Source organism: Aestuariivirga litoralis (assembly GCF_015714715.1).
Taxonomy (GTDB): Bacteria; Pseudomonadota; Alphaproteobacteria; order Rhizobiales; family Aestuariivirgaceae; genus Aestuariivirga; species Aestuariivirga litoralis_A.
Map to the genome: position 1 here is coordinate 542,987 of NZ_WAHS01000002.1, position 26,457 is coordinate 569,443.

General features: G+C 57.1%; 30 protein-coding genes and 1 tRNA gene. 20 read left to right on the forward strand and 11 right to left on the reverse strand.

The annotated features are described in order from the left end of the window. The first annotated feature begins 8 nt into the window (after positions 1-8). From F8B91_RS14355 to F8B91_RS14365, 3 genes are all read left to right on the forward strand, one after another. Entirely contained in the window at positions 9-1,028 is a 1,020-nt protein-coding gene (locus F8B91_RS14355) for an ABC transporter permease (protein ID WP_196504533.1), read from the forward strand. Further along, on the forward strand, positions 1,025-1,843 hold the full coding sequence (locus F8B91_RS14360) for an ATP-binding cassette domain-containing protein (protein WP_196504534.1): 819 nt from the start codon (positions 1,025-1,027) through the stop codon (positions 1,841-1,843). The genes F8B91_RS14355 and F8B91_RS14360 overlap by 4 nt, the downstream gene beginning before the upstream one ends. 85 nt (positions 1,844-1,928) lie before the next feature. Then, positions 1,929-2,930: a sterol desaturase family protein gene (locus tag F8B91_RS14365; RefSeq protein ID WP_196504995.1), complete on the forward strand. Its 1,002-nt coding sequence runs from the start codon at positions 1,929-1,931 to the stop codon at positions 2,928-2,930. Positions 2,931-2,954: 24 nt separating this feature from the next. On the opposite strand, the gene F8B91_RS14370 is transcribed toward F8B91_RS14365, so the two are convergent. From F8B91_RS14370 to F8B91_RS14380, 3 genes are all read right to left on the reverse strand, one after another. Further along, complete coding sequence (locus F8B91_RS14370) at positions 2,955-3,929, reverse strand: aldo/keto reductase (RefSeq protein WP_246715335.1); 975 nt, start codon at positions 3,927-3,929, stop codon at positions 2,955-2,957. Positions 3,930-4,034: 105 nt separating this feature from the next. Next, positions 4,035-5,084 (reverse strand): substrate-binding domain-containing protein, encoded by a 1,050-nt coding sequence (locus F8B91_RS17020; RefSeq protein WP_196504536.1) that lies wholly within the window; start codon positions 5,082-5,084, stop codon positions 4,035-4,037. 503 nt (positions 5,085-5,587) lie between these two features. After that, positions 5,588-6,496 carry a LysR family transcriptional regulator gene (locus F8B91_RS14380; protein WP_196504537.1) on the reverse strand — a complete coding sequence of 303 codons (909 nt, stop codon included), beginning with the start codon at positions 6,494-6,496 and terminating at the stop codon, positions 5,588-5,590. A 98-nt stretch (positions 6,497-6,594) separates the two neighbouring features. On the opposite strand from F8B91_RS14380, the gene F8B91_RS14385 reads away from it, so the two are divergent. The 4 genes from F8B91_RS14385 to F8B91_RS14400 all read left to right on the forward strand — a co-directional run bounded on the left by F8B91_RS14385 (position 6,595) and on the right by F8B91_RS14400 (position 8,794). Beyond that, positions 6,595-7,146: an ester cyclase gene (locus F8B91_RS14385; protein WP_196504538.1), complete on the forward strand. Its 552-nt coding sequence runs from the start codon at positions 6,595-6,597 to the stop codon at positions 7,144-7,146. Positions 7,147-7,207: 61 nt separating this feature from the next. Next, the gene (locus F8B91_RS14390; RefSeq protein ID WP_196504539.1) at positions 7,208-7,759 is read left to right on the forward strand and encodes an NAD(P)H-dependent oxidoreductase; all 552 of its coding nucleotides are present in this window, start codon (positions 7,208-7,210) and stop codon (positions 7,757-7,759) included. A 34-nt stretch (positions 7,760-7,793) separates the two neighbouring features. Then, on the forward strand, positions 7,794-8,306 hold the full coding sequence (locus tag F8B91_RS14395; RefSeq protein ID WP_196504540.1) for a VOC family protein: 513 nt from the start codon (positions 7,794-7,796) through the stop codon (positions 8,304-8,306). Positions 8,307-8,377: 71 nt separating this feature from the next. After that, positions 8,378-8,794: a DoxX family protein gene (locus F8B91_RS14400; protein ID WP_196504541.1), complete on the forward strand. Its 417-nt coding sequence runs from the start codon at positions 8,378-8,380 to the stop codon at positions 8,792-8,794. A 387-nt stretch (positions 8,795-9,181) separates the two neighbouring features. On the opposite strand, the gene F8B91_RS14405 is transcribed toward F8B91_RS14400, so the two are convergent. After that, positions 9,182-9,257, reverse strand: a tRNA-Ala gene (locus F8B91_RS14405). A 139-nt stretch (positions 9,258-9,396) separates the two neighbouring features. Between F8B91_RS14405 and F8B91_RS14410 the strand changes: the two genes are divergently transcribed. Together F8B91_RS14410 and F8B91_RS14415 are read left to right on the forward strand one after the other, a co-directional pair. Further along, a complete protein-coding gene (locus F8B91_RS14410; RefSeq protein WP_196504542.1) occupies positions 9,397-9,687 on the forward strand; it encodes a YggT family protein in 291 nt (96 codons plus the stop codon). Positions 9,688-9,716: 29 nt separating this feature from the next. After that, the gene (locus tag F8B91_RS14415; RefSeq protein WP_196504543.1) at positions 9,717-10,304 is read left to right on the forward strand and encodes a hypothetical protein; all 588 of its coding nucleotides are present in this window, start codon (positions 9,717-9,719) and stop codon (positions 10,302-10,304) included. A 9-nt stretch (positions 10,305-10,313) separates the two neighbouring features. On the opposite strand, the gene typA is transcribed toward F8B91_RS14415, so the two are convergent. The 5 genes from typA to F8B91_RS14440 all read right to left on the reverse strand — a co-directional run bounded on the left by typA (position 10,314) and on the right by F8B91_RS14440 (position 16,023). Then, positions 10,314-12,140, reverse strand: coding sequence for a translational GTPase TypA (gene typA, locus F8B91_RS14420; protein WP_196504544.1), 1,827 nt, complete (start codon positions 12,138-12,140; stop codon positions 10,314-10,316). A gap of 129 nt (positions 12,141-12,269) precedes the next feature. Continuing rightward, a complete protein-coding gene (locus F8B91_RS14425; RefSeq protein WP_196504545.1) occupies positions 12,270-13,487 on the reverse strand; it encodes an argininosuccinate synthase in 1,218 nt (405 codons plus the stop codon). Between the two features lie 62 nt (positions 13,488-13,549). Further along, complete coding sequence (gene rlmN / locus F8B91_RS14430; protein WP_196504546.1) at positions 13,550-14,746, reverse strand: 23S rRNA (adenine(2503)-C(2))-methyltransferase RlmN; 1,197 nt, start codon at positions 14,744-14,746, stop codon at positions 13,550-13,552. An 18-nt stretch (positions 14,747-14,764) separates the two neighbouring features. Continuing rightward, positions 14,765-15,502: a phosphodiester glycosidase family protein gene (locus F8B91_RS14435; protein ID WP_196504547.1), complete on the reverse strand. Its 738-nt coding sequence runs from the start codon at positions 15,500-15,502 to the stop codon at positions 14,765-14,767. Further along, positions 15,499-16,023, reverse strand: a complete 525-nt coding sequence (locus F8B91_RS14440) for an invasion associated locus B family protein (protein ID WP_196504548.1) — start codon at positions 16,021-16,023, stop codon at positions 15,499-15,501. Before F8B91_RS14440 ends, F8B91_RS14435 begins: the two co-directional genes overlap by 4 nt. A gap of 91 nt (positions 16,024-16,114) precedes the next feature. Here F8B91_RS14440 and F8B91_RS14445 point away from each other — a divergent pair, with 91 nt between their 5' ends. Next, positions 16,115-16,948, forward strand: a complete 834-nt coding sequence (locus F8B91_RS14445) for an SDR family oxidoreductase (RefSeq protein WP_196504549.1) — start codon at positions 16,115-16,117, stop codon at positions 16,946-16,948. Continuing rightward, entirely contained in the window at positions 16,945-17,133 is a 189-nt protein-coding gene (locus F8B91_RS14450; protein ID WP_196504550.1) for a twin transmembrane helix small protein, read from the forward strand. Before F8B91_RS14445 ends, F8B91_RS14450 begins: the two co-directional genes overlap by 4 nt. Before the next feature lie 129 nt (positions 17,134-17,262). Here F8B91_RS14450 and F8B91_RS14455 read toward each other — a convergent pair whose 3' ends face one another. Then, positions 17,263-18,147, reverse strand: a complete 885-nt coding sequence (locus F8B91_RS14455) for a DMT family transporter (RefSeq protein WP_196504551.1) — start codon at positions 18,145-18,147, stop codon at positions 17,263-17,265. Positions 18,148-18,162: 15 nt separating this feature from the next. Between F8B91_RS14455 and F8B91_RS14460 the strand changes: the two genes are divergently transcribed. The 4 genes from F8B91_RS14460 to F8B91_RS14475 all read left to right on the forward strand — a co-directional run bounded on the left by F8B91_RS14460 (position 18,163) and on the right by F8B91_RS14475 (position 20,810). Next, on the forward strand, positions 18,163-19,032 hold the full coding sequence (locus tag F8B91_RS14460) for a YihY/virulence factor BrkB family protein (protein ID WP_196504552.1): 870 nt from the start codon (positions 18,163-18,165) through the stop codon (positions 19,030-19,032). Positions 19,033-19,227: 195 nt separating this feature from the next. Beyond that, on the forward strand, positions 19,228-19,890 hold the full coding sequence (locus F8B91_RS14465) for a 50S ribosomal protein L21 (RefSeq protein ID WP_196504553.1): 663 nt from the start codon (positions 19,228-19,230) through the stop codon (positions 19,888-19,890). A 5-nt stretch (positions 19,891-19,895) separates the two neighbouring features. After that, positions 19,896-20,162 carry a 50S ribosomal protein L27 gene (gene rpmA / locus F8B91_RS14470; protein ID WP_196504554.1) on the forward strand — a complete coding sequence of 89 codons (267 nt, stop codon included), beginning with the start codon at positions 19,896-19,898 and terminating at the stop codon, positions 20,160-20,162. A 99-nt stretch (positions 20,163-20,261) separates the two neighbouring features. After that, positions 20,262-20,810: a GNAT family N-acetyltransferase gene (locus F8B91_RS14475; protein ID WP_196504555.1), complete on the forward strand. Its 549-nt coding sequence runs from the start codon at positions 20,262-20,264 to the stop codon at positions 20,808-20,810. 34 nt (positions 20,811-20,844) lie between these two features. On the opposite strand, the gene F8B91_RS14480 is transcribed toward F8B91_RS14475, so the two are convergent. After that, the gene (locus tag F8B91_RS14480) at positions 20,845-21,339 is read right to left on the reverse strand and encodes a lytic transglycosylase domain-containing protein (protein ID WP_196504556.1); all 495 of its coding nucleotides are present in this window, start codon (positions 21,337-21,339) and stop codon (positions 20,845-20,847) included. Positions 21,340-21,663: 324 nt separating this feature from the next. Between F8B91_RS14480 and obgE the strand changes: the two genes are divergently transcribed. The 5 genes from obgE to rsfS are packed head-to-tail and all read left to right on the forward strand — an operon-like array spanning position 21,664 to position 26,453. Next, positions 21,664-22,710, forward strand: coding sequence for a GTPase ObgE (gene obgE, locus F8B91_RS14485; RefSeq protein WP_196504557.1), 1,047 nt, complete (start codon positions 21,664-21,666; stop codon positions 22,708-22,710). Next, positions 22,707-23,816 (forward strand): glutamate 5-kinase, encoded by a 1,110-nt coding sequence (gene proB, locus F8B91_RS17140; RefSeq protein WP_432432042.1) that lies wholly within the window; start codon positions 22,707-22,709, stop codon positions 23,814-23,816. The genes obgE and proB overlap by 4 nt, the downstream gene beginning before the upstream one ends. After that, positions 23,813-25,069, forward strand: coding sequence for a glutamate-5-semialdehyde dehydrogenase (locus F8B91_RS17145; protein WP_196504559.1), 1,257 nt, complete (start codon positions 23,813-23,815; stop codon positions 25,067-25,069). Before proB ends, F8B91_RS17145 begins: the two co-directional genes overlap by 4 nt. Beyond that, complete coding sequence (locus tag F8B91_RS14500) at positions 25,069-25,686, forward strand: nicotinate-nucleotide adenylyltransferase (RefSeq protein ID WP_196504560.1); 618 nt, start codon at positions 25,069-25,071, stop codon at positions 25,684-25,686. Before F8B91_RS17145 ends, F8B91_RS14500 begins: the two co-directional genes overlap by 1 nt. A 47-nt stretch (positions 25,687-25,733) precedes the next feature. After that, on the forward strand, positions 25,734-26,453 hold the full coding sequence (gene rsfS / locus F8B91_RS17095; protein WP_348641803.1) for a ribosome silencing factor: 720 nt from the start codon (positions 25,734-25,736) through the stop codon (positions 26,451-26,453). The last annotated feature ends 4 nt before the right edge of the window (positions 26,454-26,457 follow it).

Genomic DNA, 26,457 nt, shown 5'->3' on the forward strand with positions numbered 1-26,457 from the left:
AGAGCTCCATGGAAAAGTTGACGCGGCCACTTTCTTTAGGCGGCCTCTTGCGTAAACCTGAGACAGGTTCGTTTCTGGGCCTGCTGACCGTGTTCATTTTCTTTACGATCTTTGGCGGCGCAAACTTTTTTTCCGCAACCGGCGCTGCCAGCTGGCTGAACGTTGCCGCATCACTGGGCATTATTGCCATTCCCATTGGCCTGCTGATGATTGCAGGCGAACTCGACATTTCGATCGGATCACTCATTCCCGCAGGATCAATGACCGTCGCCATCATTTCAGGACATTTTGGCATCTCCATCATCGTCGGAATAGCTGCCGCCCTCGCGGTTGGTGCCATTGTCGGATTCATCAATGGTGTGCTGGTGGTTCGAACGGCGGTTCCTTCATTTATTGTAACGCTGGGGACGCTCTTTGCAGTGGCCGGCCTGGTGTTGGGGCTGTCCGTGATCCTCACTGGTACGACCAGCGTGGCACTCAAGGCTCCTCCAGAGGCAAAATGGCTCCTTGGGCACTTCATCGGCGGCGCCTATCAGGTAATCATCCTGTGGTGGGTGGTCATCGCACTCGCCTTCGCATTCGTCTTGCATGTTTCTCACTATGGCAACTGGATTTTCGCTATGGGCGGCGACAAAGTGAGTGCGAGAAACGCCGGTATCCCTACCGAACGGCTTACCATCATTCTTTTCATGTGCAGTGGAGTCAGCGCAACGTTCGTGGGACTTTGCCAGGCCATCCTTTATAACAGCGCGCAGGTCTCCGCGGGGCAATCCTACATCTTCAACGCCATCATATCTGTGGTCGTTGGGGGCGTTCTGCTCACGGGCGGATATGGATCGGTGTTTGGCATTGTGCTGGGAACGCTGACCTTCGCCATCGTCAATCAAGGTATTTACTACACGGCCTTTGATGCCAATTGGGCTAGCCTGATCATCGGCGTTTTGCTGCTGCTCGCTGTCTTGATGAACAACACCTTCCGTAGACTTGCGCTGGCTTACGCACCGGCCAAGGGAAAGACCGCAAAATGACCCAGCCCCTGCTCAGGTTGACCAACGTCAACAAGTCCTTCGGGCCCATCGACGTTCTGCATGATATTTCACTGGATGTTCATGCCGGAGAAGTCTTGTGCCTGCTCGGCGACAATGGCGCCGGTAAATCAACATTGATCCGTATTCTTTCCGGGAGTCACGCCCCAACATCCGGAACCGTTTCCATGAGTGGAAGCGCTGTGGTCTTCAATAGCCCTCGCGATGCCAGCAGGGCGGGCATTGCCACTGTGCACCAGTTCGGCGGGACATTCCCCCTCATGAGTATCGGCCGTTCTTTTTTTGTTGGCGAAGAACCCAAAAAGGGATGGGGGCCTTTCAAGCGCTATGACCGTTCTCGAGCAAATGAAATCGCCGTCAAGGCCGTGCGTGAGCTGGGGATCACCCGCATCACCGACGGGGACCGCCTCGTGGGTGGCCTTTCGGGTGGTGAACGGCAGGCTTTGGCGATCGCACGCGCAGTCCACTTTGGCGCAAGCGTGCTCATTCTGGACGAACCAACTGCCGCCCTTGGCGTGAAAGAAGCGGCACATGTGCTGCGCATCGTGCTGCAGGCCAGGCAGCGGGGAATCGCGGTTATTTTTATCACCCACAATGTCATTCATGCGCTGACCGTGGGTGACCACTTTGCTGTTTTGATCAAGGGCGCCAAAGCTGCGGATTTCCGCAAAGGAGAAAGGTCACGCGAAGAAATCACCGACTTGATGGCCGGCGGCGAACACATGGCTGAACTCGAAGCCGAAATTGCCACCTACATGTCCGCCAATGAGGGCCATCCGCCTTCAGTGAGCGGTTGAACATCAATCTCTGCCTGGATTCACGGATTGTGCATCCATGCCGAATGCACACGATGCCCTCCAAAATGCACCTCGGAGAACCAAAGTGGACGATTTAAGATTCGGAACGCGAAACAAGCGAGGCGACTGGGCGCCGAAGGACAAGCTGGAGACCGCACCCCTGTTTGTCTTTCCACCCCGTCCTCTTAAATTTTTGAAGTGGTTGCCGGGCTATTTCTACCCTTGGAACCTGCTGTTCATGGCTCTGGCCGCTCTGACGTGGTTCTATCTTACGCCCAGTGTCGAAACATTGAAGACCTTGGCTCCCGGCTGGGTTATCTTTCTGCTCGCGCGCAATAGCGCACTTGTTTTGATCATCTATGGCCTTCTGGAGTTGCGCCTCTATATTAAGCGCGGCCAGGGAAGTAATTTCAAATATAACAGCAAGTTCCCTGCAGAACAGCCGAGCGATGTGTTCATGTTCAAAAGCCAGAACATTGACAATATCATCAGGACATTCGCAACAGGCATTCCCATCTGGACCGCCTATGAAGTGCTGGGCCTGTGGGCCTATGCCAACCACATCGGGCCATGGGCCACTTTTGCAGAGCATCCTTATTGGCTGGTATTTTTTGGCCTCGTGATTCCTATCTATCACGAGTTCCATTTTTACTGCATTCACCGCCTCATTCACTTTCCCCTGCTCTACAAATACATCCATTCCGTGCATCACAATTCGGTCAATCCAAGCCCCTGGTCATCATTGTCGATGCATCCGATTGAGCATCTGCTCTATTGGTCAGACTCACTCATCCATCTCATACTTCCCTCCCATCCCCTCTTGTTCTTGTACGGCCTGCAAGTCACTGGAACGGGGGCGGTCGTCGGCCACGTCGGTTTTGATAAGATAGAGGTTGGCGACGCAGGCGGCATCGACACGCATGCTTATGCCCACTATCTGCATCACAAGTATTTCGAAGTGAACTATGCCGATGGCACCACAGCGCTGGATAAACTATTCGGCACTTGGCATGACGGCAGCAAGGAATCGCAAGCCCAAATGGAAGCGCGCTACGAAAAGAAAGTCGCCAAGATAAACCAGAAATGATTGCGGGACGCGGTCAAGTACCCGTCAGTGGTAGTAATTCCGGACCCAAGTATGAGCCTGTAGCTGAGCTTTAAGTTCAGCGGGAAAGACTTGGCCGCCACAATAGGCGATATTCATGTCGACTTCCCTGCGGTTCTTCATTCCCGGGATAAGCGTCGAGAGTTGAGGTTCCGACAGGACATAACGCATGGCTGCTTCGGCCAGTGTTGAATAGTAGGGTTTGCAAAGCGTCTTCAGAGCTTCCACACGTCTCAAAGTCTCGCCGAAGCGCTCTCCTCTGAACATGTTGTGCTGTTGCGAGCCAGGCTCGAAGTGCGAGTATGAATCCGATACCCAGTTGCCAACCAACGAGCCCGAATCCAGGGGCACGCGCGCAATGAAGGCGCTGTTTGACTTCTCTCCAGCGGGGAAAAGCCGCTGAGCGGGGCGCTGCTCAAACATGTTGAAAATAACCTGGTAAGAGTCAACAAGTCCGTACGCGGCCGCATCAAGGGCCTCATCAGGCTCATTATCGCGCAATGAAACGCCTATCCGGTCAATTTTTCCTTCGCGCGTCAGCTTGTGGAGCGTTTCAAGCCAGTCAAGCTCGACCATGGCCGAAGCCATGAAACTGTGCATTTGGTAGAGGTCAATACGCTCTACGCCCAGACGCTTCAGCGAGCGTTCGACATTCTCGCGGAGGTACCATTCCGGAAAGCGGCCACGCATCTGTGGTGCAGCATCATCAGGTCGCGGCCACTGTATTGGACGTACTTTGGTGGCCACATAGATCTTCGAACCTGTCCAGGTTTTCAGTGCCTGGCCGATCACCTCTTCGGAATGTCCATTTCCATATAGTTCTGCGGTGTCGACAAAATTCACGCCTTGGTCAAAAGCGTAGTGGAGCGTGTCAATGGAGTGGGCATCATCGACCTGCCCCCAATCACCGCCGAGCTGCCATGCGCCAAATCCAACTTCGCTGATCTGCCATCCGGCCCGGCCAAAACTACGATAGCGCATCAATTTTCGAACCTCACACCTGCATGACCCCAGCAGCCAATCTCCACCAAGCAGATTTGCGCTTCGGTCAACAGCGCATTCGAATAGAATTTTGATGGTTTTTAATCAGGCGATTTTGGCCGGCTCTACGGCAGTGAATTCGGTCATGTTTTCCAAGCAGTGAAGCTTGAAAGCGATGTTCGAACGGTAAGGTGCCTCAAGCCAACGATGATCCGTGTAACCGAAATGGTGCAAGAGAACGTCAACCGCAAAGCGAGACTGATGCTCAGGATTTTGATCAATCACCAAAGTCATAAGGCCCTCCTGCAAAAGTTGCCGAGATTCTGGCGTCAGTTCATGACCGATGAAAATGGGGTGCTCATGCTTTTCGGTCTGCCTTAGCACTGCACCCACGGCATCATTTGCAGCTCCAACATTATAGATACCCACAAAATCTGTCCGCCCCTTAAGGGCAGAAATTAGGAGAAATTCAGATTTTCTGGAATCATCGCCCCCTTCTAAAACGGCGGCTATCTCCAGGGAACTGTTGTGCAATGCCAGCGCGTCTCTAAATCCTTGCATGCGTCTGGCATGGCCAAGAACTTTTTGGTTATGGCAGAGAATTGCAACAGCGCCTGGCGATCTTGCCATTTTCGCCATGAAGAAACCTGACGTCCTTCCAGCTTCGTAATGGTCAGGGCCAGCATATGCCAGGCGAAGTGAAGACGGAATATCGGATATTATAGTGACGACTTGCACACCCCGCGCATGGACTTTGGCGATTGCGTTGGAGATCATCTGATCATCCATCGGATAGATGATCAGTCCATCAGCTTTTGTGTCAGAAATTGCCTTTGAAATCACTTTGGGATCATCTGTTTTGAGAATAGTGCGCTGAACGATCACGGAGCGATCCATCCGTTCTGAGAGTCTGCCGAATTCGTGCTTCATGCGTGCTATAAGTGGCAGTTCGGCACGAGCCAGCAAAACTTCAATCCGCAACACACGGCGATGGGTAGTCGGTAAAACGCGTTTGAGTTTCAGACGCCGCGCCGCACTCAACACCTTTTCGAGAGTCTTTTGGCTGACATTTCCACGTTCGTTCAACACCCGGTCAACTGTCGCTGTCCCGACGCCGGCCAGTTTAGCAATGTCCTCGACTTTGTGTTTGATCACCTGATTGCCTTGCAAACAATTTTTCTTATTCGGCGACACGCGTAAGCGCGTCGCGTATGCGTCAGTTTAGACGATTGGAAATGACTTGCCCAGATGACCATCCAAGAGTTGCGCGAGCAAGCTCACCCGCTTATCCTAAAGGTCAGACAGATGCAGCATGCACGAAGCTCGCTGATCCAACCTTTATGCACTGCATCATATACTGGTTGCACTTGGCGCTGGATTTCCGAAGCAAACCAAGCATTGCTGTGACCAAGATTGAGACGAACCTTGACTGATCAGCAAGCCCCCCTTTCACGGGGCTTTAGGTGGTGCGAGAGCCAGATGGACTCGCCAACGGAGCATCCTCTTGTAAAGTGGATACTTGCCACAAGCAGTTGTCACTAACGCCAATTGCGTTCAGAGTGAACGGGTCTCATTTACCGATCTAAGACGCGTATTCCATATGTTATCCTATGCGAAGGGCTGGTTAGCTGACCAGCAGCTCGGAGCGGCGCTGCGTTCTATAAGCAGTGCTGCTGCTTTGGCATCTCCTCTACCAGATATTCGATCCACGCGCGGGTCTTGGCAGCTGGGCGCCTGTTAGGATGGGTTACGGCATAGACCGCTCCCATGTCGACCAGCGGAACCTCCAGTTCCACTCTTTCCAGTCGACCATCTTCCAATGCTGGAGCCGCGATGAAGGTTGGCCCATACACTAGCCCTTGGCCGGCAACAGCAGCTGCAACAAGAGTGTCGCCATTGTCAGCATACAGCACGCCCTGGACAGGCACATCAATGTCGCCCTTGGTGCCGAAACGCCAAACCTTGCCGCCTCCTGTGGCAGATAGTGTGTATCCAACGCAGACATGATGCTTAAGGTCGGCAATCGTCCGAGGGACGCCTCGTTTTTTGAGATAGTCCGGCGAAGCACAGACAACGGCCGTCAGCGACGCCAGTTTGCGAGCGATGAGTAAGCTATCTCTGAGCCTGCCGGCACGAATGGCGACGTCCCAGCCCTCTTCCATCAGATCGACCAAACGATCGCTCGATCCCAACTCGACCGTCAGTAATGGATAGCGCGCGCTGAAAGCGGGCAAGATGGGCGCAATGTTGATGGTTCCAAATGAAACCGGGACCGCGACCCGCAGAAGGCCTTCAACAGCCATGGTGCTGGCTGATGCCTCAGCCTCCGCATCAGACAGTTCAGCGAGCAGTCGGGTGGCTTCATCCAGAAAGCGCCGGCCTGCCTCAGTAAGGCTCAGTTTTCGCGTGGTGCGATGAACCAGCGTTACGCCTAGGCGGGCTTCAAGGGCGTCCATATGCTTTGCCGCCATAGCTGGTGATATGCCGAGGCTTCGCGAAGCGGCCGAAAGGCCGCCTTCATTCATCGCACGGGTGAATACTTCAATGCCTTTTAAGCGGTCAGCCATTTCCTACCTAGGGTGTTAGGTGTTTCAAATTTTGAGCATATTATTACCTTTCATGAAAAGATCCATATTGCGACCACTACTTAACAAGGAGATCCAATATGAAACTCTCACTCACCACCCTGGTCGCTTCCCTGGCCCTCACCATGGCTCCCGCAGCTGTCATGGCCAAGACGACTGTGCCGGCCTCAATCATGGCTCAGCTTAAGGCCTACCAGAACGCTGAAGCGACTACGAAGTCCTACATCAAGACCTTCGACAACCTGGATTTCGATGTCTATTCGAACCAGAAGTGGGACCGCCTGAAGGAAAGCCATTCGGCTGACGTGCTCGTACATTATCCCGACGGCTCCACCACCAAGGGCCTGGATGCTCATATCGCTGCGCTCAAGCCGTTCTTCGTGTTCTCTCCTGATCACAAGGTTGTTGCCCATCCGGTCAAGTTCGGCACAGGCGTCTGGACCGGCGTGATCGGCACCATCGAAGGCAGCTTCAGTCAGCCTATGGATCTTGGCGGCGGCAAGACGCTAGCTCCGACTGGCAAGCACTTCACCCTCTCGATGTCGACCATCGGTCATTGGACCAAGGCCGGCGTGATGGATGAAGAATACCTCTTCTGGGACAACGCCTCTCTGATGTCGCAAATCCAGTAACAACAAGCGCTCTTGTTGCCTCGGCAGCGAGAGCGCCCTCAATTCCACATTGGAGGCCATCGTGAAAACTGCTCTGACTCTCTCTGGTTCAATCCGCAAAGGTTCCTACAATCACATTTTGCAGCTCCACATGGGCCGGAAGCTGCGTGAAACAGGCTACGAGGTTACTGATCTCAATCTTGCCGATTATCCGATGCCGATCTTCAATCAGGATCTGGAAGCAGAACACACTCCTGAAGCAGCCGGCCAACTCGCCAAAATGTTTGCGGCGGCCGATGTCGTGTTCATTGCTTCTCCAGAACACAACGCCGGCGCGACAGCGCTCATCGTGAACACTATCAGTTGGGTTTCCCGACAGAAGCACGACCAATGGGGCCATGCGGTCTGGGGCATTGGCGCTGTTTCAGCGGGCAAGTATGGCGGCATCGCCGGCATCCAGCATCTGCGGGACTCACTTAGCAAGCTGGGAGCCCTTCTCGCACCCACTTTGCTCGGCATCGGGCCGTCCAGCAGTGCCTTCGATGCGAACGGCGATCCGCTTGAGGATTCTATCAAATGGAAAGTGGGTCAGATGGTGAAAGAGCTGACTCAGTTTTCGCGCGGTAACAAATAACAGGAATGCGCCCCGCAAGGGGCAGGAGAACACCATGACGAAATACAGAATTCCCGGTAACTTCAAGCTTGGCCATGTCCATCTGAAGGTTGCCAACTTGGATCGAGCCATCGCCTTCTATGATGATGTTTTGGGTTTTGATCTGAACTTCAACATGGGCGACTTCGCCTTCTTGTCGGCAGGTGGCTATCACCACCAAATTGGCCTGAATACCTGGGAAAGCAAAGATGGCAACCCGCCCGGCGACAACACGTCGGGGCTTTACCATTTCGCTCTGAATTATCCCGAACGAAAAGACCTCGCGAACATCGTCAAACGCCTTGTCGACAAGGACTACCCGATCGACGGCAGTGCTGACCACACCAGCCATCTCGCTGTTTACCTCCGTGATCCGGACGGTAACGGCATCGAGCTTGCCTGGGATCGTCCCCCTGAAACCTGGGCCCGTTGGCGGGGCAATCTGACACGCGCGAAGATCGGCCAGCTGAACAGCCCGTTGAATCTCAATGAGCTGATTGCCGAGGCCGACGAAGAAGACTTAGCCTAACCAACTTTTTACCGAACGACGAATGATCGTTACGGCAACCAACAGCTCTTTCAATTTAAGGATCAATCAAAATGACACATGCTGACTTCATTCCCTACGCGACACTGCTATTGCGCGTCTCTCTCGGCGTGCTCTTCCTGGCCCATGGCCTGCTGAAGCTGCTTGTATTCAAGCCCGCCGGCACGGCCGCCTACTTCAAGTCCCTGGGCCTGCCTGGCTTTGTCGCTTACATGACTATCGCAGCCGAACTCGGCGGCGGCATGCTGCTACTCCTAGGGGTCGCGACCACCCTGGTCGCGCTCGCGCTCATCCCGCTCATCATTGGCACAATCGTTACGGTCCATGGCGCCAAGGGCTGGATGTTCAGCAATGAAGGTGGCGGTTGGGAATTTCCGGCTTTCTGGGCTCTTGCCCTGCTGATCCAGTCGCTTCTTGGCAGTGGCGCTACGTCACTTGGCGCTTCGGTTGGTCTCGGCTGGCTTTCGTGATCTTACCTTACGGCTTGCAGCGGTCCTGCAAGCCGCTTTACCTCATTCCATAACGCCGGTTATGCGAACACTTGTTCTTCTCTGCATTAACGGATCAAAAAAACAGTTTAGTTGATTGGAAAACTTGTGACAGCTGTCCAGTTTAGCCATGAGTTAAAGTGCGATGACTTGTGGCGTTAGTGGCAAATTTCGGCGCTAATTCACCCAAGCACCAGTCCGAATTTGGAAAACTTTGCTGAGAGCCTGAGACCAGGACGACAAATTGGGCGGAAAATCCATGCAGAGACGCCGCCAGAGACTACAGCCGTGAGATTAGCGTAGCAAAAGCCCCGCAGAACCGGGCCATTCCCAAAAAGTGCGACGAATTTGAATTGTCACTGAAATGAGTGGTGGAGCGAAGGGGGATCGAACCCCTGACCTCGGCATTGCGAACGCCGCGCTCTCCCAACTGAGCTACCGCCCCATTCTGCGGCGCGCGACATGGCCGTTGAAGGTGGCGGCAATCTAGTCGCGGGCGCCATCCGGCGTCAACACCGCCCGAGGCTTGTAAGTGCAAGGGCTTGTGATTAAATCTCGAGGCTGAACCCAAGGACCCTTTGTACATGAATCCCTTTATCTGGCTGCTTCTCGAAATCATCTCGATCTATCGCTGGGTGTTGATCGCCACCATCGTGTTGAGCTGGCTGCTGGCTTTCAACATCATCAATTACGGCAACCAGTTTGTGCGCCAGGTGGACCAAGTGCTGCGCGTGCTGACTGAGCCGGTGCTGGCCCCCATCCGCCGCATCCTGCCTTCGATTTCGGGGCTGGATTTTTCGCCCATCGTGCTGTTCATTCTTCTGGCGTTCCTTGAACAGGCCGTCATCTACTACCTATTGCCGCTGATGCAATAATCCATCCGGCACTTTGCGGAGTTACAGAAATGAGATTTTTTGTTCTCGCCTTGAGTGCCTTAGCGATCAGCACAACCGCACAGGCTGATGCGGTGAAGTCAGTCTATACCAAGATCGACTTGAAGAAATGCCGGCAGACCGAGAAAGCCGACGAGTATGTCTTCGGCGGCACTTGGGCCTGCAAAGGTTTGGGTGGCTACGATGTGTTCGTCAGCTCCGCCGATGACCGTGAATCCGCCGCCTTCGGCAAGGTCAAGGGCAACAATTGCGCCGGGCTGAAGACCTTCAACGGCTTTAACTCGGTAGGCAACACGGTCGAATGGCGCGTGAAGAACGGCAAGCCTTTCGCTGCCATCCTGCGCTGGACAGTTTCAATCGATCCGGAAGATTCCACCAAGCAGGCCACCTGGCTGGTGGTAAGCAAGCTGGAAAAGGGCGAAGCCTGCCACATGCATTATGTGTCGGGCTCTTATCCCAACGCCAATGCACAGGCGCAAAAGGCCGCCGACGACCTGGCGGTGGACTTCAAGTGCGAGACCGATGTGCCCACGGTGGATTCCAAAGTAGGCCCACCGGGCATCACCATGGAATCCTGTAGCGGGTTGGCGCGAGAGTAAGAAGGCGCCTTACTCCGCCGCTTCCTTGGCGCGGCTCAAGCGCTTGCGCTCGTTCGGATCGAGATGGATCTTGCGCAGCCGGATCGACTTCGGCGTGATTTCCACGAGTTCGTCTTCGCCCACGTAAGCCAGCGCCTTTTCCAGCGACATCTTGATCGGTGGCGTGAGTACAACAGCTTCTTCTGCACCCTTGGAACGCACGTTGGAGAGCTTCTTGCCCTTGATCACATTCAGCTCAAGATCATTGCCGCGCGTGTGCTCGCCAATGATCATGCCCTGATAAACCTTGGTGCCATGTTCAATGAACATCGGCCCGCGGTCCTGCAGGTTGAAAATGGCATAGGCCACGGCCTCGCCATCCGAATTCGACAGCAGCGCACCCGTGTGGCGGCCGGGAATGTCGCCCACGAAAGGCGCATATTCGTGGAACAGGCGGTTCATGATCGCTGTGCCGCGCGTGTCGCTCATCAATTCGCCTTGATAGCCGATGAGGCCGCGCGTTGGCGCGTGGAACACGATACGCTGGCGGCCATGGCCCGAGGGGCGCATGTCGCGCATCGCGGCGCGGCGTTCGGAAAGCTTCTGCACCACCACGCCAGTATGTTCTTCGTCCACGTCGATGACGACTTCTTCAATCGGCTCCAGCCTTTCGCCGGTGGCTTCATCGGTCTTGAACACCACGCGCGGGCGGCCCACGGTGAGCTCGAAACCTTCGCGGCGCATCACTTCAATGAGAATGCCAAGCTGCAATTCGCCACGGCCTGCCACTTCGAAAGCATCGGTTTCAGTTTCAGATGCCGTGACCTTCAGCGCCACATTGCCTTCAGCTTCGCGCAGCAGGCGGTCACGGATCACGCGGCTCTGCACCTTGTCGCCTTCTTTGCCAGCCAGCGGGCCGTCATTGATGCGGAAGGTCATGGTCAAAGTCGGCGGATCAATCGGCTGCGCCTGGATCGGCTCAGTCACGGCAGGGTCAGCAATCGTATCGGCCACGGTGGCGATGGTGAGGCCGGAGATGGCAATAATGTCGCCGGCAAAAGCTTCATCCACCGGCAGGCGTTCAAGGCCACGGAAGGCCAGAACTTTTGAAATGCGGCCACTTTCAGCAATGTTGCCTTCACGGCCCAAGGCCTTCACGGCCTGGTTGGCCTTGATCGAACCCGAACGGATGCGCCCGGTGAGCACGCGGCCCAGGAACGGATTGGCTTCAATCGTCGTCACCAGCATGCGGAACGGGCCTTCTTCCACGATGGGTGGCCGCACATGCGACACGATGGTGTCGAACAGCGCCGCCATGTTGTCTTCTTCTTTTTCCGGCTTGTGCGACATCCAGCCCAGCTTGGCAGAACCGTAAATGATCGGGAAATCAAGCTGCTCATCGGTGGCATCGAGTGCGGCAAAGAGATCAAACACCTCATTCACCACTTCCTGGAAGCGCTGGTCCGGGCGGTCGATCTTGTTGATCACCACGATTGGCTTGAGGCCGAGCTTCAGGGCCTTTTGCAGCACGAACTTGGTCTGCGGCATCGGGCCTTCAGCGGCGTCGACGAGAAGCGCAGCACCGTCCACCATGTTGAGAATGCGTTCAACTTCGCCGCCGAAATCGGCGTGGCCGGGCGTGTCGACGATGTTGATGCGCGTGTCTTTCCACTGCACCGAAGTGACCTTGGCGAGAATGGTAATGCCACGCTCTTTTTCGAGATCGTTCGAGTCCATCGCACGCTCGGCAACCTTCTGGTTGTCGCGGAAGGTGCCGGACTGCGACAGCAGGCGGTCGATCAAAGTGGTCTTGCCGTGGTCAACGTGGGCAATGATGGCAATGTTGCGCAAATTCATGGGAGGCGCGGACTTTCTGTCAAATTGAGCGGATTTGCGCCGCCCTTAGCATGTGCAGCATGGAGAAGCAAACGATGGTGTTTGCCACCTTCTAGCGCCTAAATCTGCGTCTGTGAGAAGAGTCTGAGTTTAAGTATTCCGCTTCCGCGCCGCCAGCGTGCGCAGGCGCAGGGCGTTCAAGCGAATAAAGCCCGCCGCGTCCTTCTGGTCATATGCACCGCGGTCGTCCTCGAAGGTCACCAGCTCATTGTTATAGAGCGACTTCGTGGACTTGCGGCCCACCACGATCACATTGCCCTTGTAGAGCTTGAGGCGCACCGTGCCTTCGACATTCTCAGACGCCTTGTCGATCATCGCCTGCAGCATCTCGCGCTCCGGCGCGAACCAGAAGCCGTAATAGATCAGCTCGGCATATTTCGGCATCAGCGAATCTTTGAGATGCGCCGCTTCGCGGTCCAGCGTCAGGCTTTCCATGGCGCGGTGCGCAACCGACAGGATTGAGCCGCCCGGCGTTTCATAAACGCCGCGCGATTTCATGCCGACGAAACGGTTCTCGACCAGATCAAGCCTGCCAATGCCATTGTCATGGCCGAGGCGATTAAGCTCGGTCAGCAGTGTGGCCGGAGACATGGCCTTGCCATCGATGGCGATGGGGTCGCCCTTCAGGAATTCGATCTCGACATAGGTTGCCTTGTCGGGCGCATCTTCCGGCGCAATGGTGCGCTGATAGACGATGGCGGGCGGCTCCACCCACGGGTCTTCCAGCACTTTGCCTTCAGACGAGGAGTGCAAGAGATTGGCATCGACCGAGAACGGCGCATCGCCGCGCTTGTCCTTGGTCACCTGGATTTGGTTCTTCTCAGCAAAGTCGATCAGGTCCGTGCGGCTTTTGAATTGCCATTCACGCCAGGGTGCGATCACCTTGATATCGGGGTTCAGCGCGTAAGCCGTGAGTTCAAAACGTACCTGATCATTGCCCTTGCCGGTGGCGCCATGGGCCACGGCATCAGCGCCGGTTTCGGCAGCAATCTCGATCAGGCGCTTGGCGATCAGCGGCCGCGCGATCGACGTGCCCAACAGATAAACACCTTCGTAAAGTGCATTGGCGCGGAACATCGGGAAAACAAAATCGCGCACGAATTCCTCGCGCACATCTTCGATGTAGATCTGCTTGATCCCCATCGCTTCGGCCTTCTTGCGCGCCGGCTCGATCTCGCCGCCCTGCCCCAGATCGGCAGTGAAGGTGACAACCTCGCAGCCATATTCGGTCTGAAGCCATTTCAAAATGATCGAAGTATCAAGCCCGCCCGAATAGGCAAGGACGACTTTCTTGGGTTTGGTAGCCATGACAGAACTCGCTGAATTTTCAGCGCGTCGATACCAGCCTTCAAAGCCCGCCACAACCCCGCTTAAAGCGACGCTTCCGCCTTCGTCCGCTCGCTGGCACGCACTTTTTGGCTCTCGCTTTTCAGCTGGCCACATGCGGCCATGATATCCCTGCCGCGCGGCGTGCGCACCGGGCTGGCATAGCCGGCGTTGTTCAGGATCTCGGCAAAGGCCTCGATCACATCCCACTCGCTGCACTCATACGCCGTGCCCGGCCAGGGGTTGAATGGTATGAGATTCACCTTCGCCGGAATGCCCTTCAGCAACTGCACCAGCCGCTTGGCGTCTTCCTTCGTATCATTCACACCCTTCAGCATCACATATTCAAACGTGATGCGGCGCGCGTTGGATGAGCCCGGATAGTTGCGGCAGGCCTCCAGCAATTCCTTGATTGGATATTTCTTGTTCAGCGGCACCAGCTTGTTACGCACCTCATCCGTCGTACCGTGCAGCGAAATCGCCAGCGACGAACCGATCTCATCACCGGCGCGCACAATCTCCGGCACCACGCCGGACGTGGACAGCGTGATGCGGCGCTTCGACAGCGACAGGCCCTCGCCATCCGAGGCAATGTCGATTGCACCCTTCACATTGTCGAAATTATAGAGCGGCTCGCCCATGCCCATCAGCACCACATTGGTGACATAGCGGCCTGAAGACGGCGGCTGCGGATTGGCTTCAAGGTCCGCCGGCCAATCCTTGATCTTGTCGCGCGCCAGCATGATCTGCCCGGCGATTTCGCCCGCCGTCAAATTGCGCACCAGCTTCTGCGTGCCGGTGTGGCAGAAGGTGCAAGTGAGCGTGCAGCCGACTTGTGACGAAATGCACAAGGTACCGCGGTCTTCTTCCGGAATGTAAACCGTTTCGATCTCATGCCGCTGGCCGCGCTCATCAGGGGCCAGGCGCAGCAGCCATTTGCGCGTGCCATCGGATGAAATCTGCTCGGTCACCACTTCGGGCCTTCCGATCACGAACATCTCATCCAGCTTGCGCTGCATATCTTTCGAGATATCCGTCATCCGCGAAAATTCGGTATAGCCGCGATTATAGATCCAATGCCACAGCTGGCGCATGCGCATGCGGCGCTGCTTCTCCGGCACGCCGACTTCGCCCAGGATTTCCGTCAACTGTTCGCGGGACAGCCCGACCAGCGAACGGCGCGTGTCATTGGGGATATAGGAGGCGGCAACAGGTTCCGCTGATTTCAAAAGTGTAACCATTGGGGCCCATATAGGGGCTTATTGCGCCGCTGTCACCGCCACCATAGGCCCGAGCGGTGCGAGGAAATCACTGCGCCCGATTTCCGGCGCATAAAGACTCGAAACCGAGCCATCCAGGAACAGCGCATTCTTGCATTTCAGCCCGTCCAGAAAAAGGGCAGCAAATTCATGGAAAGTGACAAACCCATCGCTGATCACGAAGGCAATCGTATGATCATCAATCATGCCCACGCCATTGCGGATCTTCATCGACGTACCGCTGGCCGAAATTTTCGGATGGATGGCACCATTGATCACCAGCATCGGCCCGGATTGTGTGGCATAATCGGGCTTGATGCCGCTCTTGATGAAAGCGTCGCTCTCCATCACGCCAGCCTTTTGGCCGGCCACATAAAACACCCCATTGGGCTTCATGTGGAAATTGCCCGCGCCATTGCGGCGGTTGATCTTGTGCAGCACCTTTCCGCCTTCAACGTAAAGGCCAACGGGCTTCAGGTCGTTGCCGAACATGCCGCCATTCATGGCAAACCACAACTTTTGTCCCTGCGCTTCCAGCCCGCGCTCAAGGCTGAGGAAACTGCCGTAAGGCTGGCCATTGCCGTCGAGATTAAAGATCGAGATTTTTTCCTTGCGCGTATCGAACGTGCAGACCGTGTAATTCTGCCCGTCACGCGACATGCCTTTGCATTCCGCCGAGGCCGAAGCCGCGAAAGCCAGAGTAAGCAGCGCCGCAACGGCCAGCCGGATCAGTGTCATTTGCAAGTGGTATCGATCTTCGCCAGCGCTTGGTCAATGCCAGCGAGGGAATAAGTGTCCACCGTCTGCGTGCCGCGGAAGCTGGTGCCGGCCACGGTAAAGGTGCTGGACTTGGACGTCTTCATCGCCTTCACCACCTTGACTTCGGTGTTGGCATCGGCGGCCCAGGCGGAATCGCCATTGGTATAAAGCTCGAAATTCTGGGCATCGACCTTGAGGTTCACGATCGAGCTTTCCTTGAAGGCATAGCCTATGTTGGTGGAAATCTGCCCCTTCACTTTCTTGCCCGCAAAATGCGTGATCATGAAATAGGCCGGGTCGCGCTTGGCATTCTTCTTGTCAGATTCGGATTTCTTCGGTGCTGACATCACATAGCACACGGGTGCGCCATCCTGATGATAGGTGAAAGCCTCCCAATCATCGGATTTGCCCAGCGAAACCGGGTCTTCAGCCCGCGCTGCGGTGGAGAAAACGAAACTGGCACAAAGTGCCGTGAAGAGAATTTTTGTCTTGAACGTCATGCCCGGTAAATCACACGTCAATTGTTAACAACTTGCCAAATGGATGATCCGCTGTACACACGGAAATCTGGGCTGATTTGGGGCGGCATGCATGAGCGAGAAAACCATACTCATCACCGGTTGTTCGTCCGGCATTGGCTATGCCTGCGCGCATGGGTTAAAAAGCCGGGGCTGGCGCGTCTTCGCCACGGTACGCAATTTGGGCGACAAGAAGCGCCTGGAGGCCGAAGGCCTTGAAGTTCTGGTGATTGACTATGCTGACAGCGCTTCGCTCAAAGCCGCCGTGAAGGACATTTCCAACCGTACAGGCGGCACGCTCTACGCCCTGTTCAACAATGGCGCTTATGGCCAGGTGGGCGCGGTGGAGGATTTGCCCCGCGCCGTGCTGGAGAAACAATTCGCGTCCAATTTCTTCGGCTGGCATGAATTGGCCACGCTCTGCTTGCCCTTGATGCGCGCGCATGGCACAGGCCGGATCGTGCAATGTTCTTCGGTGTTGGGCATCGTCGCGATGAAATGGCGCGGCGCCTATAACGCCTCGAAATTCGCTATCGAAGGCCTGAGCGACACAATGCGCCTTGAGCTGCAAGGCTCCGGCATTTTCGTCTCGACGATTGAGCCCGGCCCCATCCAGTCGCGCTTTGTGGAAAGTGCGATGAAGGCTTTCGAGAGCAACATCGACGAAACCAAATCGCATTATACCGAAGCCTATGCCCGCCAGCGCGCGCGTCTGGGGCGCGGCGGTTCAGGCCGCTTCAAGCTTGGCCCGGAAGCCGTTCTGGAAAAGCTGATCCATGCGCTGGAAGCCAAACGCCCGCGCGCGCATTATTATGTAACCATCCCCACCCATATCATGGGTGTGGCGCGGCGCATTATGCCGCAGCGGATGCTGGACTGGTTTGTTGCTAAGATGTCGGACCAATGACCAGCAATCTCATCATCGCCGTAGCCCTCGGTGCCGTCTTCATCGTGCTCGTACTGGGCCTGTTCAACATGATGCGCGGCGGCTCAGCCAGCCGCAGCCAGAACCTGATGCGCTGGCGCGTGGGGCTTCAGTTCGCAGCCATCCTGATCGTGCTCGCCATCGTCTGGCTGCGTAGTAAGTCTTGAACTCAGTTTCATTTTAATTTCCGTCACCCCTGCGAAGGCAGGGGCCCAGCTTGTTTGACAACGAGCTTGTGAGAAGAAGCTGGGTTTCCGCCTTCGCGGGAATGACGAACGGGTGGGGAGGTGCGAGAACTAAGCCCGGTTCACAATCAGCACCGCACCCGCGCACACGGCCATGCCGATCAGCTGAACCAGCGTCAGCGTTTCGCCGAACAACACAAACGTCATCAGTGATGACACCGCAGGCACCAGGAAGATCAGCCCCGACACGCGGCTCACTTCGCCCTGGTTGATCAGCATCATCAGCAGCAGGATTGAAATCACCGAAAGCACCAGCACGGCCCAGGCCAGTGCCGTCCATGCTTCCACGCTGTGATCGAACATGAAATCGCCCAGCAGCAGCGAGATCACCAAAGTGACAAGACTGGCCCCCACATATTGCCACACACCACCGGTGGCCAAAGGAATGTGGCTGGCGAATTTCTTCTGATAGACCGAGCCCAGCGAAATCGCACAAGCGCCAAACACCGAAAGCCCAGCTGTCAGCGGCGTGATCCCGCCCAGATGTGCGAATTGCAGCTTCGGCGCGATCACCAGCACGATGCCGATCAATCCCACCAACAGGCCCAGCCAATGCTTAGGTGCCAGCTTTTCGCCCAGCATCCAGCTGGCGAGAAAACTAGTCAGCAGCGGTTGCAACCCCACAATCAAGGCCGACACACCGGCCGGCAAGCCATTGGCCACCGCCCAGTAAATTGGCGCTAGATAAAGCCCATGCAGCAAGGCCCCCGCCACAAAGGCATGAAATACCCCTCGCGCATTGGGCCAAGCAGCGCGCTGCACCAGTGCGAGCCCCAGCATGAACAATCCGGCCAGCGGAAACCGCAGTGCCAGAAACCACACGGGCGCCACATGCCCGGCTGAAAGCCTGGCCACCACAAAGCCCGTCGCCCACAGCACGACGAACACAGCCGGCGCGGAGCTGACAACAAGAGACTTGGCAGATGCGGAAGTCATGGGCAAATAGAGCCTATGGATCAGGTGAAGCCGTCGCTCTTGACACTCTTTGGCGAGGCGCTCAAGCGGCTGTTTGCGGATGAGGCCATTCCTCTGGCGGGCAACTTCACCTTCCGCATGATCTTCTCGCTGTTTCCTTTTTTGATCTTCGCCACCAGTCTTGCGGGCTTTTTCGGCAGCGAGGATCTTGTCAGCACCATCGTGAATTTTCTTCTGGGCGTGGCGCCGGAGGATTTGGTCAAACCCTTCGCGGGCGAAATCCGCTCGATCCTCACCGTGCCCCGCACCGGGCTTCTAAGTCTCGCGGCCTTGCTCACCATCTGGAGCGCCATGGGCGGCGTGGATTCGGTGCGCATCGGCCTCAACCGCGCTTACGGCGTCACCGAAACCCGCCCCGTTTGGCTGATCCTGCTGATCGATGTGATTTTCGTGATCGGCGGTGCAGTCTGGATGCTGGCTTTCTCCGGCCTTCTGGTGGTGATCCCGGCGCTGGACCAATTCATCAACACCTACGCCCCGCAATGGCAGATCCATTTCAACACCCTGGAACCCATCCGCGTGCCTCTGGCTGTGCTCATCCTGCTGTTCGGCCTATTGGTCGCGCATCGCTTCCTGCCCAACCGCATCCTGGTGCGCCGCGATGTGCTCCCCGGCATCCTGACCACTGTCGTGGTCTGGGTCGCAATCACCGCGGGCTTCGGCTGGTACTTGCAGCACTTCAACAGTTTCGCCTCAACCTATGCCTCGCTGTCCGGCCTGTTTGCCACGATGTTCCTGATCTACCAGGCCGGCCTGGCGTTGATCTTCGGCGGCGAGGTGAACCGCGTGCTGATGATCTACCGCGAACAGCGCAAGGCGGAAGAAACCGCGCACGAAACGGACTAGTTTTCGGGCCTGAAACGCTTGACTTTTTGCCCTTAATCGCTCAGAGGAACCCAGCCTTCTGACGGGAAACCCTGTCTGGAGGGTCAATGCGCTGCCCGAGGGCAACCCAAACAGCTTTGGCTGATTTGAAAAAGACCTCTTCTTTCATGGGCTTGGAAGAGGCTCCACAGGGCGCGGGAAACAGGACGTAAGATTATGTACGCAGTTATCAAGACTGGCGGCAAGCAGTATAAAGTTGCCGCAAACGACAAGATTTTGATCGAGAAGCTCGAAGGCGCAGCTGGCGATCAGGTTGAATTCACCGAAGTGCTGATGGTCGGCAACGGTGCGGATGTTGCCATTGGCGCGCCGCTGGTTGCTGGTGCCACTGTTGTGGCCGAGATCGAAAAGCAGGGCCATGGCCCGCATTTGATCATCTTCAAGAAGCGCCGCCGCAAGCATTATCGCCGCCGCAACGGCCACCGCCAGGACCTGACTTCGGTGACGATCACTGAAATCCTCACCGGTGGTGCCAAACCCGCTGCGAAAGCCAAGTCTGCCAAGCCAGTTGCTGCTGAAGGCGCTGCCCCCAAGGCCGCCGCCAAGCCGAAAAAGGCTGAAGCTGCTGAAGGTGGCGACGACATTTCGCTGATCGGCGGCATTGGCCCGAAGATCCGCAAGGAACTGGCGGCCATGGGCATCACGACTTATGCTCAGATCGCTGCCTGGACGCCGGAAGACGTCACGCGCATCGAAACCGAAATCAAGCAGGCTGGCCGTGTTGGCCGCGAAGAATGGATTGAACAGGCCAAGGAATTGATGGCCGGCAAGCCACCGCGCGCCAAAACCGACAAAGCCCGCGCCAAGGACAAGGAGTAAGACCCATGGCACATAAAAAAGCTGGTGGCTCGTCCCGTAACGGCCGCGACTCTGCAGGCCGCCGCTTGGGCGTCAAAACTTTTGGCGGCGAATCTGTGATCGCCGGCAACATTATTATCCGCCAGCGCGGCACGAAAGTGCACGCGGGCGCTGGCGTTGGCATGGGCAAGGATCACACTTTGTTCGCCAAAGTTGCAGGCACCGTTGAGTTCCGTGGCACGAAAAATGGCCGCCAACTCGTATCGGTTGTACCGGCAAAGGCCGCTGAATAAATATGGCAGTGACATAGCTGCCGCCCATCGGGTCCGGCAGTTCAGATTGAACGGAGAGATGGGAAACCACCTCTCCGTTTTTTCATTTGGAATGCCATCATGGAACTCGAAACAAGACGATTGCTGCTTCGCCCCCTGAGAGATGACGATGCACTGGCGATGGTGCAGGCGCTGAACAACATCAACGTCTCGCGCAACCTGGCCAAGGTGCCGTTTCCCTATACTTTGGCCGATGCCGAAGGCTTCATCAAAGCCCAGCGCAGCTTTGATCCGCGCTCAGAAGTCTGCGCTATCGCCTTCAAGGCGGCTCCTGATGAGCTGATTGGCGTGGTCTCGTACGTGTATGGGGCAGATGCCCGCGTGGAATTCGGCTACTGGCTGCGCGAATGCTGCTGGCATATGGGCCTGATGAGCGAGGCGGCCTTTGCCCTGGTGCATCACGCCTTCACCGCTGGTGGCGTTGAGGCGCTGCATGCCGGCTATCACGCCGACAACCTGCGCTCAGGCCGCGTGCTGCGCGGCCTGGGCTTTGAGGAAATCGGCAGCTACGCCGCCTTCGGCCTGGCCCAGAACAAGCATGTGCCGGCGATGCGGTTGAGGCTCACCGCCGCCAGCTGGTTCACCCAAAAAGAAGGCCGCGCAGCATGACTGCGCGGCCGGAGACGTGGAAATGGCTGTAAGCTTAGAATACCATGGCCACGTAACGCGGAACGATACTCTTGCGGCCGAGGCCACCATTATGCTTCGAAGCGGCCATGCGCAGATTGCCATGCGACGACTTCACTGCCATCGACAGGTAACGCAAGCCGTACTGAACGTTGGTGGCCGGGTTGTAGAGGCCCGAACACGAGCCCGAATAGCCGATGCCGCGCGCCGTCTGGCACTTCAGCTGGAACACACCGATTTCGCCGGCACCGCCGGTCACACGGGGGTTGTAGTTCGATTCAACCTTGGCAATGCGCAGCGCAAACCAGGTCGGAACGCCATAACGCGGGGCCTGCGACTTGATCATGCTGACCACCGAATTGCGCGTAGCCTGGCTCACCTGCGGCATGCGGGCGGCGTGGGCGTGATGCTTCTTGTGTTGCGAATGTTTGGCGGCGGCTTGAGCGCCGGTGGCCAACATGCCGAAAGACAGAGCCGCAACGGCCAGCGAAATCGTGAGAGTAGTTTTCATGTATAAATTCCTTTCGTGGTTTCAGACAGTTCTAGCGGCACAGCTGGACCTCGTGCCCAGTTGCGTTCCCACAAGACCGCCGATGTCCGGGAGGAAGGCCCGTAAACGGGGCAAATGTGTCCATAATAAGTTGGTTCCAAAATGGCCTTTAACCATTTCTTTACCATTCTGCGGCAGCCGCATCCGCAAATCGACTATCCTAGACAAAGGAATAAAAAGCTATCTCTATTGCTTAAAAGCATTGCAATGGAATCTCATCCCTGCTGCTAACGCATTGCTGAAAAACGATACCCGCCTCAGGCAAAACCAACTAAGAGCCACAGCATGAAATTTCTCGACGAATGCAAAATCTATGTGCGGAGTGGCGACGGCGGCGCAGGCGCTGTCTCGTTCCGCCGTGAGAAATTCATCGAATATGGCGGCCCGGATGGCGGCGATGGCGGCAAGGGCGGCGATGTCTGGCTGGAAGCCGCCGACGGCCTGAACACCCTGATCGATTACCGCTACCAGCAGCACTACAAGGTGCGCACCGCTGGCCACGGCATGGGCCGCCTGCGCGCCGGCGCCAATACGCCGGACTTGATCTTGAAAGTCCCGGTCGGCACCGAGGTGCTGGAGGAAGACCATGAAACCCTGATCGCTGACCTCGCCAAGGCGGGAGACCGCGTCTGCATTGCCCGCGGCGGCAATGGCGGCTTCGGCAACCACTATTTCAAATCCGCCACCAACCGCTCGCCCTATCACGCCAACCCCGCAATCGAAGGCGAGGAGCGCTGGGTCTGGCTGCGCATGAAGCTGATCGCAGACGCAGGCATCGTTGGCCTGCCCAATGCCGGCAAATCCACCTTCCTGTCGGTGGTCTCCGCCGCCAAGCCCAAGATTGCTGATTACCCCTTCACCACCCTTATTCCGCAGTTGGGCGTGGTCAAAGCCGGTGCCAATTCCTTCGTGATCGCCGATATTCCGGGCCTCATCGAAGGCGCTTCCGAAGGGGCTGGCCTGGGCACGCGCTTTTTGGGCCATGTGGAACGCTGCGCCGTGCTGCTGCATCTGATTGACGTGACCGGTGATGATCCGGTAGGTGCCTACAAGACCATCCGCACCGAATTGAAGGCCTATTCGCCTTTCCTCGCCAAGAAGCCGGAAATCATCGCCTTCAACAAGATCGATGCGCTGACCGAGAAGGAACTTGAGAAAAAGCTCAAGGCCTTCACCACCAAGACGAAGAAAACCCCGCTGCTGATCTCCGCCGCCGCCCAGAAGAATATCGAGGCGGTGAATTACGCGCTCTATGGCATCATCAGCAAAACCCGCGTCGCTGAAAAGCTGCCCGACCCCGCCGGAGTAACCACCGAGGAGTGGAAGCCGTGACATCCCGCCTCTCCAAGGCCAAAAGGGTCGTGGTGAAAGTGGGCTCGGCGCTTCTGGTGGATCAGAAGACCGGGGCCATCAAGGCCTCCTGGCTGAATTCGCTGGTCGATGATCTGGCCGACCTCAAGGTCGCAGGCGCCGATGTCATCCTCGTCTCTTCCGGGGCCATCGCTCTGGGCCGCCGCACTTTGGGCCTCCCCAAGGGCAAGCTGAAACTCGAACAGAGCCAGGCCGCTGCCGCAGTGGGCCAGATCGCGCTGGCTCAAGCCTGGTCCGAGGCGCTGCGTGCCCGCAACATTGTGGCCGCCCAAGTGCTGGTCACCCTCACTGATACCGAAGAACGCCGCCGCTATCTCAATGCCCGCGCCACGCTCTCCACCTTGCTGACGCAGGGTGCCGTGCCCGTGATCAACGAAAACGACACGGTGGCAACCTCTGAAATCCGCTATGGCGACAATGACCGTTTGGCGGCACGCGTCGCCTCTATGATGTCAGCCGATGTGCTGGTGCTGCTGTCTGACATTGACGGGCTCTATTCCGCCCCGCCCAACCAGAAGGGCGCCACCTTCATCCCCGAATTGACCGAGATCACCCCCGCTGTGGAAGCCATGGCCGGCAAGCCCGTCTCCGGCGTGGGCTCCGGCGGCATGATCACCAAGATCGAGGCCGGCAAGATCGCACTGTCCGCCGGTTGCCACATGGTCATCGCTTCCGGCCATGAACTTCATCCCCTGAAACGCATCACCGAGGGCGAACGCTGCAGCTGGTTCGTGGCGCAGGCCAATGCCAGACAGGCGCGAAAACAATGGATCGCAGGAACGCTTCAACCCGTAGGCCGACTGGTCGTTGACGAAGGCGCCAAAGGTGCGCTCGACAAGGGCAAGAGCCTGCTGCCTGCCGGCGTGAAGGATGTGACCGGCAATTTCGAACGCGGCGACACGGTCAGCATCGTGACCGGTGGCGAGGAATTCGCGCGCGGCCTCGTCGCCTATGATGCCGAGGATGCGCGAAAGATCGTCGGCCTCAAATCATCTGAAGTAGAAAAGCTTTTAGGCGCGGAAGCCACCCATGAAATCGTCCACCGCGACGATCTGGTGATGCTATGACAGTTCAAGATATCTCTAATCTTGGAACAAAAGCACGGAGAGCCGCCAAGGATTTGTCGCTGGCCTCAACCGAGCAGAAGAATACAGCCCTGCGCGCCATGGCGCAGCACATTCGCGCAGACGCAAAAACCATTCTGGCTGCCAATGCCAAAGACCTGAATGCCGCCAAATCCAAGGATTTGAAATCGTCCTTCGTCGATCGCCTCACTTTGACTGACGCCCGCATCGAAGCCATGGCCACCGGCCTAGAGGAAATCGCGGCACTCAAAGACCCTGTCGGCCGCGTACAGGACAAATGGACCCGCCCCAATGGCATGGAGATCAGTCGCGTCGCTGTGCCCATCGGCGTGATCGGCATCATCTATGAAAGCCGCCCCAATGTGACCGCTGATGCCGGAGGCCTGTGCCTCAAATCCGGCAACGCCGCCATCCTGCGCGGCGGCTCCGATGGATTTGAATCATCCAAGGCCATCATCACCGCCTTGCGCGCTGGGCTGAAGGAAGTAGGCTTGAACGAAGACGCGATCCAGATGGTCGAAACCACCGACCGCGCCGCCGTGGGTGAAATGTTGACCGGCCTCGGCGGCACAATCGATCTGATCGTGCCGCGCGGCGGCAAAAGCCTCGTCGCCCGCGTGCAGGCCGAAGCCCGCGTCCCCGTGTTCAGCCACCTCGAAGGCATCTGCCATGTCTATGTCGACAAGGCGGCCGATCTCGAAATGGCCAAAGCCATCGTGCTCAATGCCAAGATGCGCCGCACCGGCGTGTGTGGTTCGGCCGAAACCATCCTGATTGACCGCGCCGCTGCGGCCCAGGATTTGAAGCTGATCCTGCGCACCTTGATTGATGCCGGCTGCGAAGTGCGCGGCGACGCCGAAACGCAAGCCGCCGACAAGGCTGTGAAACCCGCCTCGGAAGAAGACTGGTCTACCGAATATCTCGATGCCATCGTCTCGGTGAAAGTGGTGGACGGCGTGGACTCAGCCATCGCACACATTGCCAAATACGGCTCACGACACACGGACTCGATCATCACCGCCGACAGCGCCACTGCCGAGAAGTTCCTGCGCGAAGTGGATAGCGCCATCGTGCTGCACAATGCCTCGACGCAATTTGCCGATGGCGGCGAGTTCGGCTTCGGGGCGGAAATCGGCATTGCCACCGGCAAAATGCATGCGCGCGGTCCCGTAGGCGTCGATCAGCTCACCACCTTCAAATATCAGATCCGCGGCACCGGGCAGACGAGGCCCTGATGCTGAAGCTGCCGCCCCACGGCCCCCAACAGCGCATCGGCCTTTTTGGCGGCTCCTTCAATCCGGCCCATGAGGGACATAGACAGGTTGCCCTCTATGCCATGAAGCGGCTGCAGCTGGATTGGGTCTGGTGGCTAGTCTCGCCGCAAAACCCGCTGAAGAGCAGCGCTGAAACCAGCGACTATGCCGAACGCATGGCACTCACCAAATTCATGGCCAACCATCCGCGCTTCGTGGTCACCGATATCGAAAAGCAGATCGGCAGCCGCTACACGGCGGAAACCCTGCGCGTGTTGAAACAGCATTCAGACGCCGAGTTCATTTGGATCATGGGCGCTGACAGCCTGGGCAGCCTGAGCCGCTGGTATCAATGGACCGAGATCATGGGCGATATGCAGATCGCCGTTCTGGCGAGGCCTGGCTATTCCATCCGGGCCTTGAGCTCCAAAGCCGCTATCCGCTATCAGCACAAGCGCATCCCCGGAGACCGTCCCCAGGCGCTGGGTTCTAAGGCCCCGCCGCGTTGGGTTTTCATCTCCATGCCGCTGCGCAAGGAAAGCTCCACGGCGCTGCGGGCCGTCGCAAAACCGTTTCATGCTGCTTCCAAATTTTGGTAGTATGAGTCGATATCAGAAAAGGAATTGACCCCCTGAGCAAGAAACCCGTGAAGGCCAAGAAGGCCGCCGCCAAGAAAACCAAGCCAGTAGCCAAGAAGAAGGCTGCTCCGAAAAAGGCGGCCAAAAAGGCTGTGAAGAAGGTGGCCAAGGCCGCCGTGAAGAAGCTCGTCAAAAAGTCTCCAGCGAAAAAAGCCCCAGCTAAAAAAGCAGCTGCGAAGAAACTTGCTCCTAAAAAGGCCGCGCCCAAGAAAGCTGCCGCCAAGAAGCTGGCACCGAAGAAAGCCGCGCCAAAAAAGATCGCGGCCAAAAAGCCCGCACCTAAAAAAGCTGCGGCCAAGAAAGTCGCACCGAAGAAAGTTGCTGCGCCCAAAAAGGTGGCAGCACCCAAGCTCGTTGTCACCCCGATCAACGTCCAGGCGCCGATCGTATTCGAAGGTCCGGCCGCTCCGCTCATGCAATTGATCCTGTCGGCGCTCGATGATGCAAAGGCCGAGAACACCGTGGCCATCAACCTTGAAGGCCGCTCGGCCATGGCCGATGGCATGGTGGTCACCACCGGCCGCGTCGACCGTCACGTTAACGCCATTGCCGAGCAATTGCTGGGCAAGCTGCGCAATGCCGGCAAGCACAATATCCGTGTTGAAGGCAAGGATGCCGGCGATTGGGTTCTGGTTGATACCGGCGACATCATCGTCCACATCTTCCGCCCGGAAGTGCGCGCCTTCTACAATCTGGAAAAACTCTGGTCGGCTGACGCGCCCCAGTAAATAA